General features: G+C 47.8%; 18 protein-coding genes. 16 read left to right on the forward strand and 2 right to left on the reverse strand.

What is annotated here, in order from left to right; all coding sequences use genetic code 11:
* The 14 genes from FD09_RS13855 to FD09_RS13920 form a co-directional block, all read left to right on the forward strand.
* Positions 1–1,304: hypothetical protein (locus FD09_RS13855; RefSeq protein ID WP_057822292.1), on the forward strand; the 1,304-nt coding region annotated here is incomplete at its 5' end.
* Positions 1,304–1,936: a hypothetical protein gene (locus FD09_RS13860; protein WP_057822293.1), complete on the forward strand. Its 633-nt coding sequence runs from the start codon at positions 1,304–1,306 to the stop codon at positions 1,934–1,936. The genes FD09_RS13855 and FD09_RS13860, both read left to right, overlap by 1 nt.
* A 118-nt stretch (positions 1,937–2,054) precedes the next feature.
* Positions 2,055–2,315, forward strand: coding sequence for a hypothetical protein (locus tag FD09_RS13865; RefSeq protein WP_057822294.1), 261 nt, complete (start codon positions 2,055–2,057; stop codon positions 2,313–2,315).
* Complete coding sequence (locus FD09_RS13870; protein WP_057822295.1) at positions 2,315–2,992, forward strand: hypothetical protein; 678 nt, start codon at positions 2,315–2,317, stop codon at positions 2,990–2,992. Before FD09_RS13865 ends, FD09_RS13870 begins: the two co-directional genes overlap by 1 nt.
* A gap of 27 nt (positions 2,993–3,019) precedes the next feature.
* A complete protein-coding gene (locus FD09_RS13875) occupies positions 3,020–3,502 on the forward strand; it encodes a hypothetical protein (protein ID WP_057822296.1) in 483 nt (160 codons plus the stop codon).
* 120 nt (positions 3,503–3,622) lie between these two features.
* Positions 3,623–4,480 (forward strand): hypothetical protein, encoded by an 858-nt coding sequence (locus FD09_RS13880; RefSeq protein ID WP_157053842.1) that lies wholly within the window; start codon positions 3,623–3,625, stop codon positions 4,478–4,480.
* 23 nt (positions 4,481–4,503) lie between these two features.
* Positions 4,504–4,962: a hypothetical protein gene (locus FD09_RS13885; protein ID WP_057822298.1), complete on the forward strand. Its 459-nt coding sequence runs from the start codon at positions 4,504–4,506 to the stop codon at positions 4,960–4,962.
* On the forward strand, positions 4,959–5,441 hold the full coding sequence (locus FD09_RS13890; protein WP_057822299.1) for a DUF5085 family protein: 483 nt from the start codon (positions 4,959–4,961) through the stop codon (positions 5,439–5,441). The genes FD09_RS13885 and FD09_RS13890 overlap by 4 nt, the downstream gene beginning before the upstream one ends.
* 43 nt (positions 5,442–5,484) lie before the next feature.
* Positions 5,485–5,946 carry a hypothetical protein gene (locus tag FD09_RS13895; protein WP_057822300.1) on the forward strand — a complete coding sequence of 154 codons (462 nt, stop codon included), beginning with the start codon at positions 5,485–5,487 and terminating at the stop codon, positions 5,944–5,946.
* A gap of 108 nt (positions 5,947–6,054) precedes the next feature.
* Positions 6,055–6,501 carry a YwiB family protein gene (locus tag FD09_RS13900; protein WP_057822301.1) on the forward strand — a complete coding sequence of 149 codons (447 nt, stop codon included), beginning with the start codon at positions 6,055–6,057 and terminating at the stop codon, positions 6,499–6,501.
* A gap of 44 nt (positions 6,502–6,545) precedes the next feature.
* Positions 6,546–7,217 carry a DNA-directed RNA polymerase subunit delta gene (gene rpoE, locus FD09_RS13905; RefSeq protein ID WP_162261529.1) on the forward strand — a complete coding sequence of 224 codons (672 nt, stop codon included), beginning with the start codon at positions 6,546–6,548 and terminating at the stop codon, positions 7,215–7,217.
* A 157-nt stretch (positions 7,218–7,374) separates the two neighbouring features.
* Positions 7,375–9,018: a CTP synthase gene (locus tag FD09_RS13910; RefSeq protein ID WP_057822302.1), complete on the forward strand. Its 1,644-nt coding sequence runs from the start codon at positions 7,375–7,377 to the stop codon at positions 9,016–9,018.
* A gap of 138 nt (positions 9,019–9,156) precedes the next feature.
* Positions 9,157–10,419, forward strand: a complete 1,263-nt coding sequence (locus FD09_RS13915; protein WP_057822303.1) for a UDP-N-acetylglucosamine 1-carboxyvinyltransferase — start codon at positions 9,157–9,159, stop codon at positions 10,417–10,419.
* A gap of 103 nt (positions 10,420–10,522) precedes the next feature.
* Positions 10,523–10,804, forward strand: coding sequence for a type B 50S ribosomal protein L31 (locus tag FD09_RS13920; RefSeq protein ID WP_057822304.1), 282 nt, complete (start codon positions 10,523–10,525; stop codon positions 10,802–10,804).
* A 213-nt stretch (positions 10,805–11,017) separates the two neighbouring features.
* On the opposite strand, the gene FD09_RS13925 is transcribed toward FD09_RS13920, so the two are convergent.
* Both FD09_RS13925 and FD09_RS13930 read right to left on the reverse strand, forming a co-directional pair.
* A complete protein-coding gene (locus tag FD09_RS13925; RefSeq protein WP_083487962.1) occupies positions 11,018–11,674 on the reverse strand; it encodes an HAD family hydrolase in 657 nt (218 codons plus the stop codon).
* Positions 11,664–12,911: a multidrug efflux MFS transporter gene (locus FD09_RS13930; RefSeq protein WP_235812303.1), complete on the reverse strand. Its 1,248-nt coding sequence runs from the start codon at positions 12,909–12,911 to the stop codon at positions 11,664–11,666. Before FD09_RS13930 ends, FD09_RS13925 begins: the two co-directional genes overlap by 11 nt.
* Positions 12,912–13,162: 251 nt before the next feature.
* On the opposite strand from FD09_RS13930, the gene FD09_RS13935 reads away from it, so the two are divergent.
* Positions 13,163–13,939: a hypothetical protein gene (locus FD09_RS13935; protein WP_057822305.1), complete on the forward strand. Its 777-nt coding sequence runs from the start codon at positions 13,163–13,165 to the stop codon at positions 13,937–13,939.
* Complete coding sequence (locus FD09_RS13940; protein ID WP_057822306.1) at positions 13,932–15,029, forward strand: D-alanine--D-alanine ligase family protein; 1,098 nt, start codon at positions 13,932–13,934, stop codon at positions 15,027–15,029. Before FD09_RS13935 ends, FD09_RS13940 begins: the two co-directional genes overlap by 8 nt.
* The last annotated feature ends 20 nt before the right edge of the window (positions 15,030–15,049 follow it).

The raw sequence follows: 15,049 nt of genomic DNA on the forward strand, positions 1-15,049 counted from the left end.
ACAGTGAGTTGCCGCACATCATTGATGATCAACAGGATGCCTGGGCAAACTACGAGAAATCCAGTGAAGAACTCACTAAAAATGCCGATTTGTTACTGCAGGACATCGGGCATGTCATCAGCCAGTACATGGGACAACCCGCAGTGCGGATGAATGGGTATGTGGCGGGCAGCTTTCGACAGATGCTGGGCGCGAAGTTGTTGGCAGATACAGCGCAGGTCAGTCAAGTAGACCAAGACAACGTCCATTTGATGGGTCAATATGCCAAGCTGTTGAAGGACCAATGGAAATCCCATGTGGCCTATGTCAAAAAAGTGTTGCAGGCCAAGAAAGAAGAAATGAAAAAGCAGGGATGGGTGAACCTGCTTTTTGAAGCGGTGGTTACTGCCGTTGCGGTGGGTGCGGCGGTTGCAGCAGCTGTCGCGATGGGACCATTAGTTGCCGGAATAGCGGTTGCGGCAACGGCATTATTTCCTGTGAGCAGAATGATTGGTGAATATCATCAGGCTACGACTGGTGAAGATGGAGACAGATACGACTTCATAAAGAACGGATTTGTTTATGCTTTTGGAAAAAGTAATGGAGAAATTGCCTATCAGGTAGCGGATATTGGGTTATCGATAGTAGGCAGTACCAGTGCGTTAAATGAGTTTTCCAAGGTATTTGGGGTGGCCAGCGCGAAAGAACTCAAAATCGGCGGACTTAGTTTCGTCAAGTCTGTGTTATCTGCAGAGACCTCTGGGGAGGTTAAAAGTATCGTGATCTCAAAGAGCAAAGATATTTTGAGCAATGCGCGCAATAATATTAAGGCCACATGGACAAGCAAAGTGACGGTGCATAGCCTATTTGAAGGAGCAGACCAGACGACAGTGTTGAACAATGCATCCAAATCGATGGCGGATAATTTCAAGTTGGTTACTGCTGCGAAAGGAGATTTTTCTCAGATGGGTGAGGTGTTTAAATCGATCCGGAGTGCAAATTCCATTTTGCATAATCCAGTGATTAAAGAACACGCTGCCCGTAAGGAAGTAATTCAGACAATAACGAAGAGCTTTGGTGAAGCCTATGGCAAAGAAACACTGAAAAAGGGTGCAGAAAAAGCAGCGGACCAATATGTCATTGATCCGCTCTTAGAAAAAGGCCTGGGGATTCCTGAAGAACCGACTTCTGTGTCAGGTAAATTTGTTCAGTACGCAGGCGAGAAGTGGGGCAAGAAGTTTGGAGAGGGTGTTTTTAATCTCGGTAAGACCGATATCATCACACACAATCCCTTTGTTCGCAGCGTACTTGAGGGGGCGCACTAATGAATATGGCATGGTTAGCCAGCGCAGCCCACTCGCCAGTGTATTACTATTCGATCGCGGCTCTGATTTATCTGGGTGTACTGATACTTGTGGGGTATTACTGCCGAACCTGTATTTTGACACCAGGTAACGATAAGAAGATTATCATACTGCTTGTTGGGGGTATCCTTACGTTCGTTGTTTCTCAGTTGTTTGTCGGTGCGATGATCTTAAATGGATATGAGACTCAATATGGTAAATTTCAAGGCGCCATTGGTTCCGCCCTTGAGGCAACACTTGGCTTGCTATTGATTGGTTTGGCTGGTTGGCTGGTACCAGTAATGGTCAATTACTTTTATTTCAAAAGGGAAGTGATGACAGATACTAAATTGAAAACGCAGCAGCATTTCTATGCGACTAATCGGTCGTGGCTAATGGTCCGAACGGGTGGTGTTTTTATCACAATGTCGTTCATGTCTCTCGGCTTTTTCATTCTTCTGTTGTTTGCTCAATACACAGACAATAATGACCTTCGGATAAAGTCATTGGCAATTTCTCAACTACTTGTTCTTTCGCTGCTGGGAGCGTACATCGGGAAGACAATATTGCGGAGTAACGATTTGGTTTTTAAATGGAAGCCACAAATTGTGTAGGATGAGGGCAATCAGACCTGAAGGCCTTTGTGCTAGTACGTGCAAAAACGTGCTGAACTGATGCGTTATTAGAATGCCACTCTGAGCGATCTAAAAACTGACCGTTTATCAAGAAGTCATGAAGGTCTTTAGTGAAGCCTATGGCAAGGAAACACTGAAAAAGGGTGTAGAAAGAATTGCGGACAAATATGTCATTGATCCGTTCTTAGAAAAAAACCTGGAGATTCCTGAAAAACCGACTTCTGTGTCGGGCAAGTTTATTCAGTATGGAGGCGAGAAGTGGGGTGAGAAGATTGGGAAAGGTGTGTTTAATCTCGGTAAGACCGATATTGTTAAACACAATCCTTTTGTTCGCAGCGTACTTGAGGAGGCGCACTAATGAGTGTGACTTTAGCAATTGAGTCAACACATTCGGCATTGACTTACTATTCGGTTGCAGCACTGAGTTATCTGAGTGTACTTTTACTTTTGGGGTATTATTCCCGTACGTGTATTTTAACGCCGAATAAGGACAAAAAAATTTTCATTTTGCTGGGGGTAATTATCCTTGCGTTCGTTGCCGCCATAATTCTCGTAGGAATGATGATTATGTCTGGGTATGAAGCACATCTTGCAAGACAATTGAGTATCGCTGAGCAAGCAATAGACTCTGCATGGGGTGGTGCTCTGGGTGTGTTTTTGGTTGGCTTTGCAGGTTGGCAAGTACCTGTATTGGTTAATTATTATTACTTCAAGCGGGAATTAATGTTGGAGGCTAATTTACAAGCACGGCAACACTTTTATGCAACCAATCGTTCCTGGTTAGTTATTCGGCTCGGTTGTATCTTTATTATTGTGGGCTTTATCTTTCTAGCACTATTCATTGACCAGTTGTTTGTAAAATACACAAACTGGTCAACGCTTTGGAAGACAATTTCAGCACTAATTGAATTGGTGGTAGTGATTGTTGGCGGCATCATTGGTTGGCGTTTGTTGCAAAGCAATGATTGGGTATTTTGGTGGAAACCACAACTTGCAAAAAGCGTGAGGAAAACCCGAGGGAACGAATCGCAATAAAAAAGTTACAACCGTGGGAACCAATGGATGCAATTGAAAATTGACGAAGAAAAACACTATCAAGAGGAAAAAGGGGAGAGAACAATGGAAACAACATCGAATGTACTGTATTGGCTCGGACGTCTGGAAGGAGCAGCATTCTTCATTCTGCTTATTTTTTACCTGAACGCTTACCGCAACTACAAGCGTTCTTTGCAAAAGCCTTTTGGACAGGGAGGCTTAGAGCCGATTTCGAAAGGTTCTGAACAGGAGAAACAATTGAAGCAGGTTGCTGGAGCAAATTGGAAGTGGGTAGTGGCGTGGTTTGTCGTACGAATTGCAAATGTTGCCTACTATAACTGGTTAAACAACATGGAGGTGACAACTGCACAAGTATTCACGTTTTATAATCTCATACTGGGATACTATGCGTTTGCAATGGGTAGTGTGATTGTATTCGGCTACTTTGTTTGGCGTAAGACAAATCGAATTAAACAGGCTACACACCAATCAACGGTGGCCATTAAATAAGCGGAAGAAATTTAAAAGCAATACAGTGAAGAATACATCTGGATTATTTTCATCAATTGGTCAGAGTATTGATCACGTTAAAAATGCTTAAAACTCTGTCAATCAATGGATTGGAGCGGAATGATGAAGGAAGATATGTTGTGGCTGGATAAGTCCTATGCTTCAAACGCCAAAGCCATACTGCAAATCTCTAAACTACGTTGGGTTGTCGTGGTATCTGAGTTTATTTGTGGGATTATACTGTATTCTTTCGCTCAGGAAAAGTATGGCCAAACAGCCGCCATTCCAGTGTTGATGTACCTTGTTTTGGTTGCTCTCATTTGCCTTGTGGGCCAAAGCATCACCATGGCAAGGGTCAGTCAAGCTATCCAATTGCTTAGCTTTTCACTCACTACTGGTGCAATTGGCGGGTTAGTTATTTCTGTAGAGTTGGCGACCGGCTCATTATTTAAACAAATGCCATATTGCGTTTTTATTGGAAGCCTTTTTATTTGGTTAGTGATTGCAGCTGTTGTCTTTGCAATCCTGTATAGGAAAATGCTAAGAGGTGATTTTAAAAAGCAGATGTCGGCTGCAAAAACGAAACGAATTGTTCGACAGAGTAAAACATACTCAGGTATATTGGTGATGCTTATTGGCGGTTCATCATTATTTTTGCACATGGCTGAAAAGTCACAAGTCGGTCAGGCTATTCTTTGGGTGATGGGAACAATTAGTAGTATTTTCATTGCCGGAATGAGTGGTGGACTGATTCTCCTAGTACTTGCTAAGGCAAAGTTCCCGAGTTTTAACATTAAGATTCCGTCACGGCGGGAATTGCGAGAGGCGCGACGAGAAAATGCTGCGGCAAATACTGAGTTTAAGCAAAGAAAGCAAAATGGCGTTTTTTTTCAAGTGAACGATGTTAGCCCCAGCGAGAGTCATGATTCTCTTCAGATCCCACGACAGCATGTCAGCGAGTGGTTGAAAAACGAATAAAACCTAGAGGGAGGAAGAAAAATATGTCAATTATTCAGGAACACCCTTTGTACATGCCGTATTTGATGTCTACTGAAAAAGATGGCAGTCCCAATCAGTGGATTGATGGGCTGAATGAAATAGGTTCCAATCCGATGGCGGAAGGATTCTATCAAGTGGCGCCGATTATCGTCAAAGTGAGAGAGGTAACAAGCAGTCAGTTTCATTTCACCTATTATATGCCGGTGATTGCTGAACCGTCAGACCTCTCCTTATCTCAAAGTGGGCTTCAGTATGTGGATAAGATCGCAGTACCACATGCATTAATGATTCGTCAGGCTAATCATACCGACGATTACACGGCCGCAATTCGTGATTTAGAACTCTATGCCAATGAGAACAATTACCCTCTGACCGGAGATTTTTATATGGTGGTGACCGAGGTTTATGACACACATATTTTCGATATTTTTGGCGAGTTAGAAGCGGGGCGGTCGGAATGATTGCTACAGATCAATTTTTTTCATTTCCCAATTTTGTGGCCAAAATGTTTGCTGACGATAGCAAGACCATGCTCGCTGATCATTATGCTGAGTTGTATCAACAAATTGAAGAAGCGGGGTTAACGACGACGAATCGTTATGTATTCACCATTCTCAACATGTTTCGTGATGAATTGCCAATCTACGAGGTGGGTATTCCGGTGGTGGAGGACACCGCCAACTTCACGGATGCCAGTGTTTCTTTCCGCAGTGTTTTTTTCCAGAGGGATCTATTGATGACCCGGATTACGACGGATTTTGATCGGCAAGCGGTGCTGGCATACACCAACTTGAAGAAGTTTGCTGAGGAGTCTGGTTGCCAAATCATGGCCCCTTTTTTCAATGTGATGACTCTCCATGATGATGGCACGCCCTGGTATCTTGATGTGAGTTGCCGTGCTAAAACACAGATGGCACATACGCAAAAGAACCGGTTTTAACAATCGGCATTACGGAATTGAATTAGTGAAGGAAATGATCAGTATGGCACCCACCATTCAAGAACAACCGCTTTACATGCAGTATTTGATCTCGACACAGCATACGGCCAGTCCCGATGAATGGGCCACTGGTCTCAATGAATTGCAGGAAGTCATTGTGGATAAGGAATTCTATCAGGTGGCCCCTGTGGTCGTGAAGATGGCACGGTTAAGTGACGACCGGTTTCAGTTTATCTACTATGTTCCTATATCGTTACCCCTGACTGGTAATAGTCAATTCTCCGAGCAGTTTCACTATGTCGATAAGCTAGCGGTAGACCACGCGCTGGTTTTGCGTCAGGCCAATAATACGGCTAGTTATCGCGATGCCATTAAGATTCTTGAAGAGTATGCTAACCAAAACGGGTATACTTTATCCGGCGACTACTATATGGTCGTCACAGAGATCTACGATACTTACGTTCTTGATATCTTTGCTAAATTGGAATCGGGTTGGCACGCATAGCTGCTTTTTCATGTCACTTACCTCTCAAGTCATCGTCCATTCGCCGATTTGCGTATTGCGGTACAATGGTACTAGTAGAGTTGAGCAGTTTTGAAAGGAAGTGGCGTTGTGGCTCTTGAATCGGCAGTCCCGATTAGTATTCATTTGGAAACCCGTATTCAACGCAAGGACGAAGAGGAGCATCATGTGTACGACGAAGAGGGGACCATTGCCCAAGTCGGTGACAATCTCTATATTCGGTATGAAGAGACCAACCCGGAGAATGACGATAATCAACCGGTGACGGTGAAGATTGTGCCCAATGGGGATGTTCAAGTGACCCGGGGGCGCTCGGCCGGGAATACTTTTTCCCGGTTATTCTTCAGTAATGGTAAACGGGTGATTGCCAGTTATCGGACACCGTATGGGATGTTATCGATTGAGACGGTGACCCAGGCCCTGCAAGTGCGCATTCGGCAGGCGCCGCTGGCTGGGCGGATCAATATTGCTTATCAATTGATGGCCGCCGGGGAGTATCTTGGTGACTACCAACTTCAATTGCTTTTTGGTGCATGAGAGCGTAAGATGTGCTATAAGACTGTGAAAGGACGTGTACCCGCTTGAATCTGGACGTTTTTAAGGGTGAAAATAAAGACGAATTGTCAATGATCGAAGTCGCCCATGCTATTTTGAAGCAACGTGGCGAGACCATTCCATTCGCCGATTTAGTCAACGAGATCCAAACCTATCTCGGCAAGAGTGATGAGGAGATCCGTGATCGCTTATCGCAATTCTATACGGACCTGAACGTTGACGGCAGCTTTATCTCCCTTGGGGATAACGTATGGGGCCTGCGTTCCTGGTATCCGTTCGATTCTGTGGATGAGGCGGTCAACCACGGTGACGAGGACGAAGAAGATCGGCCGCGCCGCAAGAAGCGGAAGAAGGTCAATGCCTTCTTGGCCGATGTGGACAGTGACGATGACGTCATTGACTACAACGATGATGATCCGGAAGATGATGACTTCGATGATGATGACGACGACGACGATGATGATACGGACGATACCGATGATCATACGCCGTTGAGCAAGATCGCGAAGGATATTCCGGCGGATGATGATTCTGATGATGACGCGACAGACGATAGTCTGGACGATGGTATTGAAGGCCAGTTGCAGGAATTCTCTGACGACGACACGGACGATGATGATGCCGATGACGGTCCTGACTTCTCTGGCGACGATGATTCAAATGATGATGACTCGGATGAAGCCGACGAAGACAAGTAAAATACTTGACGACGTTGTTATTTTTTAGTAGGATACTTTTTGGGCACTCTCTAAGATTTTAGAGAGTACGGTCGCAAGCTCCCTGTTCGAAGGAATGGGGAGCTTGCTTTGTTTTTAATTATTTCCCCCACAAAATAATGGATGAAGGAGTTAATTTATGACCAAGTATGTATTCATTACCGGCGGGGTTGTTTCTTCGCTGGGCAAGGGCATTGTTGCTGCGTCACTGGGTCGTTTACTGAAGAATCGCGGTCTGAAGGTGACCTTACAGAAGTTTGATCCCTACATCAACGTGGATCCCGGCACGATGAATCCTTATCAACACGGTGAGGTATTTGTCACCGAGGACGGCGCAGAAACCGATCTGGATCTTGGTCACTACGAACGCTTCATCGACAGTAATTTGAACCAATATTCAAACGTCACCACCGGGAAGATTTATTCCGAAGTGTTGGCAAAAGAACGGAAGGGCGAATACTTGGGCGCGACTGTTCAAGTCATTCCCCACATTACCGATATGATCAAGGATAAGATCATGCGGGCAGCCACCACCACTGACTCTGATGTGGTTATTACTGAAATCGGCGGGACTGTCGGGGATATTGAATCCCTGCCATTCTTGGAAGCTTTACGGCAGATGAAGTCGGAAGTCGGCGCGGAGAATGTCACTTATATCCATGTGACCCTGGTACCGTACTTGCGGGCAGCAGGCGAAATGAAGACCAAGCCGACCCAGCATAGTGTCAAAGAGCTGCGCGGTTTGGGAATTCAGCCTAACGTTTTGGTATTGCGGACAGAGAAGCCGATTACTCAGGATATGCGTAACAAGATTGCGACACTGTGTGATGTGGCTCCGGATGCAATTATCGAATCCAGGGATGTGCCGGTGTTGTACACCTTGCCCTTGATGCTGCAAAAGCAGGGCATGGACCAGATTGTGTGCGATCAGCTCCATATTGATGCTCCGAAGGCTGATATGACTGCTTGGCGCGCATTGGAACAACGGGTGAAGCACTTGAAGCACAAGACCAAGATCACGCTGGTCGGCAAGTATGTGGAGTTGCAGGATGCCTATATTTCTGTCACTGAAGCATTGAAGCATGCGGGCTTTGCCTATGATTCCGATATTGAACTGACTAAGGTGCAATCTGAGAATGTCACGAAAGAAAATGTGGCAGACTTGATGGCCGGTGCGCAAGGGATCATCGTCCCTGGTGGTTTTGGTAATCGTGGTGTCGAAGGCAAGATTCTGGCCATTCAATATGCCCGGGAACACAATGTGCCGTTCCTTGGCGTCTGCCTAGGGATGCAAATGGCCACAGTAGAATTTGCCCGGCATGTGGCCAATTTACCGGAAGCCAACTCCACCGAAGTGGATCCCGAAACGCCGGATAACGTCATTGACTTGATGCCGGATCAAAAGGATGTCACTGATATCGGCGGCACTTTGCGGTTGGGTTCTTACCCGGCTAAGCTGAAGCAAGGCACACTGGTCGCTAAGGCGTATGGCAACCAGTCCGTCATTATGGAACGCCACCGTCACCGTTACGAATTCAATAACAAGTACCGGGAGCTCTTTGAGAAGAAGGGCATGGTTTATGCGGGGGTTTCTCCAGATAATCGCCTGGTCGAAATTATTGAATTACCGAAATTGAAGTTCTTTGTGGGTGTCCAATACCATCCTGAATTCCAATCTCGGCCGAATCGCCCAGAACCAATTTATAAGGCGTTTATCGGGGCCGCTTCCGATTTACCAGAAATTACACCGGTGCAAGCAGACCGGGCCAAACAAGAGAAGTAGTCCGATTCACGAAAGTCAGCCTGACAAGGGCTGGCTTTTTTTCTCGCAATTCTTTATCATAGTGTAGTATGCCTGTTTTCAAGTTTTTCGCAGGCCCTTCTAGTGAACGCATTTTTACGATAAAGGATTTTACACGAAATGAAAAAAATGATAATTCATGGTGGGAAACCGCTGGCCGGTTCGGTGACGATTGGCGGTGCTAAGAATAGTACTGTCGCGTTAATTCCGGCGGCCATTCTTTCCGAAACACCAGTGGTGCTCGACAGCGTACCGCATATTCAAGACGTGACCAATCTCATGTCTATTCTTGGCGAGATGAACGTGGAATGCAGCATGACGGGCGATACATTGACGATCGACCCGACGAAAATTGAATTTAAGCCCTTACCCAACGGTAAAATCAAGAGTCTTCGCGCCAGTTATTACTTCATGGGCGCGCTATTAGGGCGCTTTGGCAAAGCTGTGGTGGGACTACCTGGGGGCGATGATATTGGCCCCAGGCCGATTGATCAGCACGTGAAGGGGTTTGAGTCCCTCGGTGCAGTGGTGACCAACGACAAGGGCGTTGTGGTGATTGAATCCCCCACAGAGGGCCTGCACGGGGCGCGGATTCATTTTGATATGGTTTCCGTTGGGGCGACCATTAACGTGATCCTGGCTGCAGTCCGGGCGCATGGCCGCACGGTCATTGAGAATGCCGCCAAGGAACCAGAGATTATTGATCTTGCCACCTATTTGAACAACATGGGGGCGGTGATTCGGGGCGCTGGGACCGATGTGATCCGGATTGAAGGGGTGCCGCATTTGCGTGCTAAGAACGCGCACACCATCATTCCTGACCGGATTGAGGCCGGTACTTATTTGGCGATCGCGGCAGCAGTAGGCGAAGGCATCATCATCAAGAACATTATTAGTGAACATTTAGACGCTTATCTGGCCAAGCTGGAAGAAATGGGCGTCAAGATGAAGATCGATGAGGACAGCATCTTCGTCTACCCGTCTGGCGAGTTGAACACGGTCCAAATTCAGACAGGCACTTATCCAGGTTTTGCGACGGATTTACAGCAGCCCATTACGCCTCTTTTGTTGCGGGCAAATGGCGAAAGTATCGTCACAGATACCATTTATCCCAAGCGCGTGCGCCACATTCCGGAATTGCGGCGGATGGGCGCGGACATCTATACGGACCACGACGTGATTATTGTCCATCACGCCGACCATTTGCATGGCGCCACCGTGTCAGCCGATGAAATCCGCGCCGGGGCGTGTTTAATGCTGGCCGGTTTGATGGCCGATGGCACGACAACGATTATTAACGTGGAAAATATTTTGCGGGGATACGATCGCGTGGTCGACAAACTCCGCGGTATCGGCGCTGATGTGACGATGGTGGACAATTGAAAATGAGTCATTGACGAATGGCCAATGCACGTGGTAGCATACAGTATTGTGCGTAGTAATCTCTATTTCAGCAAATGATTTAGGGCAAAGGAGAGTATTAATAATGAAGCAAGGAATTCATCCAGATTACCATAAAGTCGTATTTCAAGATTCGTCGACTGGTTTTAAGTTCGTATCCGGCTCAACTGCCACTTCTAATGAAACCGTTGAATTTGAAGGCGAAACTTACCCATTGATCCGGGTCGAAGTGACTTCTGATTCCCACCCGTTCTACACTGGGAAGCAAAAGTTCACCCAAGCCGACGGCCAAATCGATCGGTTCAACAAGAAGTATGGTTTTACCGACAAGAACAAGAAGCCCGAAGAAGAAGAAAGCGCAAAGTAGTTCGGCGTTTTTGGTGGGGATTTTCCAGGAGACTGGGAAGTCCTCTTTTTTTGTGGAGAGGGCGCAGCGGACCGTTTAGGGGCGTAGGCAGAAGGCAGGGCAGGCAGAAAACCCGCACTTAGGTTTTATGCCTGCCCTGCCTTCTGCCCTAGCCCCTGGTCCGCGGAGCCCGTTTCTGGAGACTATGCCCAGTGAACCCCGTCATCCCTCTCTTCAAACAAGCTCCTCCAACCGCCCCACAAACTCCCCATAATCCCCAAACCGCCAATCCGCCTGACTTTGATCAATCACATAATCCTTCGGCCGTAACGCCCAAGTCGTCAACCCGGCACGCTTCGCTGCCGTAATACCGGGGATACTGTCTTCAATCACCAGGCAATTAGCCGGATCGAGTTGCAGGCGGGCTACGGTTTCGTGGTAGATTTGCGGATCGGGTTTGTTCCGGGTCATGGTGTCGCCACTAATCACGACTGAGAAATAATCAGTGAGGCCACAAGCCACTAGCATTCGCTGGATTTCATCTGGCGAACCGGCAGAGGCCAAAGCGGTTTGTATATGCCAGTCCTGGAGTTGTTGCAACGCCTGGGGGACACCATCGATCAAGTAGTCTGCATAGGGAATTCTGTGCGTCCGCCGATAATTGTCGAATTGAGCCCGAATTTTCGCCCGTTCTGCGGGATAGGGTAAGGCAATTTCCCAACCGGCCGCCGCCGATTTGCCTAAATAGTCTTGAATGTTACGGGAGCGCGGTGTGACTTGATGGCGGTCAAAGTAACGCATCCGTCGTTCAAAGTAGAATTTCTCACTATTAACTAAAACACCGTCCATATCAAAAATTACAGCTTGGGGCAATGTAGATTCATTCTTCACTTTCGTTGGCCTCTTTCTTCACGTGCTCGGATTGTCGAATATCTTTGGTGTTGAAATTAACCCAGATCAGGTTCACGAGGACTAGCAGGCTGGTGCTCAGAAATACAGCGGAGTAACTGAACATTCCGGAGATTGTGGAGCCGATCAGCGGCCCAGCCACATTGCCCACTGCTTGGAACGACTGGTTATAACTGAAAATTCGACCGGCGGCATAATGGGGACTGTATTTCGCCAGCAGCGTCTGGACTTGCGGAATCAAAGCCGCGTCAGAAATGCCGACGAGAAAACGCAGAAAACCAAGTTGCCAGATGTTTGTGACAAAGGCTTGGGGAATATACACGAGGATGGCGAAGATCAAACCGATCAATAATATTTTTTCGGTACCGATCCGGTCCCCCAATGCACCGAAGCGGGGCGCCACGAGTAATGTGGCCACCCCGGGCAGTGAGGCAATAATTCCGGATACCAGTGCAATGCCGCCGTGCCCGCCCATCAATTGCCGAACATACAGACTGAGAATCGGGCTGATGGAGTTATTGGAAGCTTGAATGATCATCGTGGTGACAAACATACCGATCACGACGTGGGGATACTTTAACTCATGGAAGACTTGTTTCATTGGGACGGATTCTGACCGTTTGACTGGGACAAAATGCTCGTGCACGAAAAACAGACTCAGGAAGAACACCAGCAATAATAGGGTGCCGGTCACAAAGAAGGTCGTCCGGTAACCCACCACCTCGGCGATAGCGCCGCCGAGCAGTGGTCCCAGTAGCATCCCAGATACATTTCCCGTAGTCAAAGTGCCCAGTGCTTTACCGGATTGGGAACGTGGGGCCGTCGTCGCAATCAGGGCGTTGGCGTTGGATATGTATCCGGCAAAGATGCCTTGAAGGAAGCGCAGCAAGACCAGCTGATAGACGTTGGTCACCAGTCCCATACAGGCAATCACCACGGCCATACCAAGGCTGGCCCGCAGCAGCATCAATTTACGGCCGCGCTCGTCGGCCATCTTGCCCCAGATGGGCGAGATGACGGCGGTGACTAAGAAGGTCGCCGCAAAGGTGAGGCCGCTCCAAAAGCTGAGTTGGGTGCGGGTGAAATCGCCTAGAGTGTCAATGTAAAGCGACATGAAGGGCATGATTAGGGAAAAGCCGATACCGGCCATGAAGTTGCCGAACCATAATACTCTGAGGTTTTGCTGCCACTCGGGAAGTTTCCTGCGTTGCTTTGCCAAGTTGATCGAGTCCTTTCGGTGGGGTGTGGGGGTAACTTTTAGTTTAGCATAGTGGGGGTGCGGGGCTGGGTGCGCTACTCGTAAACGGGCTGCGCGTCCCAGGCCCCTCGCGCTAAGCCCTCTCATCAGAAACGGGCTGCGCCCCTAACCGGTCGGCTCCGCCCTCTGTTCTTCTTGCACCATCCTCTCTAATAAAGTAGAGTATTTAAGGATAAGAAAAGCTTTGTCAAGTGAAGGAGCAGCGCTTTTTTATGGCGAATGCAGTGCTATACGTTCATTTAGAAACGGTGTCGAATTTGACCGTTTCGTATGGTATGAATGCGGATGATTTTTTGGCTGGTATTCCAGATATGCCGCACCATTTATTATTGTTGACCCCTGTGAACAGTCAGGAAATGGTTGATCCGCACACTGGGTTCAACGTGATTTCTGGTGTCGAAGATGTGGAGCGGTATTTGCGGGATACGAAGATCACACCCAAGAAGTGGATCGATTATCAGCACACGCTTTATCTAGACCAGATCACTCCCCAAGAAGTTGCGGAGATGCTCTATTTGGGGCACGCTTATAATCACTTAACACCGCCTTTCTACTATAAATTAGGTAATCAGTATGTGTATCTGGATCGACCGGACGGCACGCAAAAGATTTATTACCGCAACCTGGATCAGTTCTTTGTGAGTCTGGATCATGCCATTGCGCGGCATATCCGGGAACGGGAAGTGGAACAACGTTTTTGGCGGATGCTGCGTAATGATACGGTGGCGCCGCTGCCCGATCATTTGTGGGTGACCTTGCGCCCGTTCCTGATCGATGGCGTCCTCTTTAGCTTCGATGAAATTCGGATGCACCAAAAAGATTATCAAATTCCGCTTTACCGACTCCGACGTAAATTACTAATTACCGATCAAACATGGTTGCGGGGCGAGGACGACTTAGTGGGTCATCTGACCTATTCCCGCAAGCAGCACACCTGGCGGTTCGAATCGCCAACGACAGAAAGGAACGGGGAAGATGTCGATGCATAACACAGTCTTTTTACTATACGGCGGGGTGAGTTCGGAGCATGACATATCTGTGCTCAGTGCCCGGTCGGTGGTCGAAAATATTTATTACGAATACCACGATTTAGTACCGGTTTATATCACCAAGCAGGGCGAGTTTCTCAGCGGTGCATCCCTGACGGCACCTTTGTCAGATAAAACATCCTTGTACTTAGAAGCGGGCAGCACTGCCCAATGGCGGGAGGCCAAAACGTCGGTGGGCGTACCCCTGGACTGGCGGCGGCTGCAGGCCGACAACGTGCTGGTTTTCCCGATGCTTCATGGGACGAACGGAGAAGATGGCACGATTCAAGGATGGCTGGAAACAGTCGGGGTGCCTTATGTCGGCAATGGCGTGCGGGCCAGTGCCAGCGCCATGGATAAGATCATTTCCAAACAAATCTTTGCGGATGCTGATTTGCCCCAGGTGCCTTATGAATGGATCGACGATACGGCTTGGCAAATGAATGCAGCCCGGACTGATTTTCTGAACCGCGTATCCGGCGGCCTGCTTTTTCCACTTTACGTGAAGCCGGCCAATGCAGGTTCGAGTATTGGGATTACCCGGGTGACGGAAGAAAGCAAGCTGGTGGAAGCTATGGAATTTGCCTTCCACTATGACGATCGGGTTCTGGTCGAACAGGGTGTGCCCAATGCCCGGGAAATCGAGTTGGCGCTGCTGGGCAATCGGGACGATTTGAACATTTCTGTCCCTGGTGAGATCGGTAAGACCCGCTCGTTTTACGATTTCAATGCGAAATTCGTGGAGGGTGAAACCAAGCTGATCATTCCTGCTCAGATACCAGAGGAAACCACTTCGCAGTTGGAGGGTATTGCTCAAACGGCCTTCATGGAATTGTCTGCTTCCGGCTTAGCCCGGATCGACTTTTTACTCAGTGATGGCGGCGATGTCTATATCAACGAAGTCCAAACCATGCCGGGCTTCACCCAGTATTCAATGTATCCCTACCTGTGGCAGCATACGGGCATTAATTACGGGGACTTGTTAGAGGAATTGATGACGTTGGGGCAAAAGCAGTATACCCATCGCCAAAATATTGAGAAAAATTACTGATTAGAAAGCAGTTGGCATAA

This window comes from Schleiferilactobacillus perolens DSM 12744 (genome assembly GCF_001435585.1).
In the GTDB taxonomy this organism is placed as follows: Bacteria; Bacillota; Bacilli; order Lactobacillales; family Lactobacillaceae; genus Schleiferilactobacillus; species Schleiferilactobacillus perolens.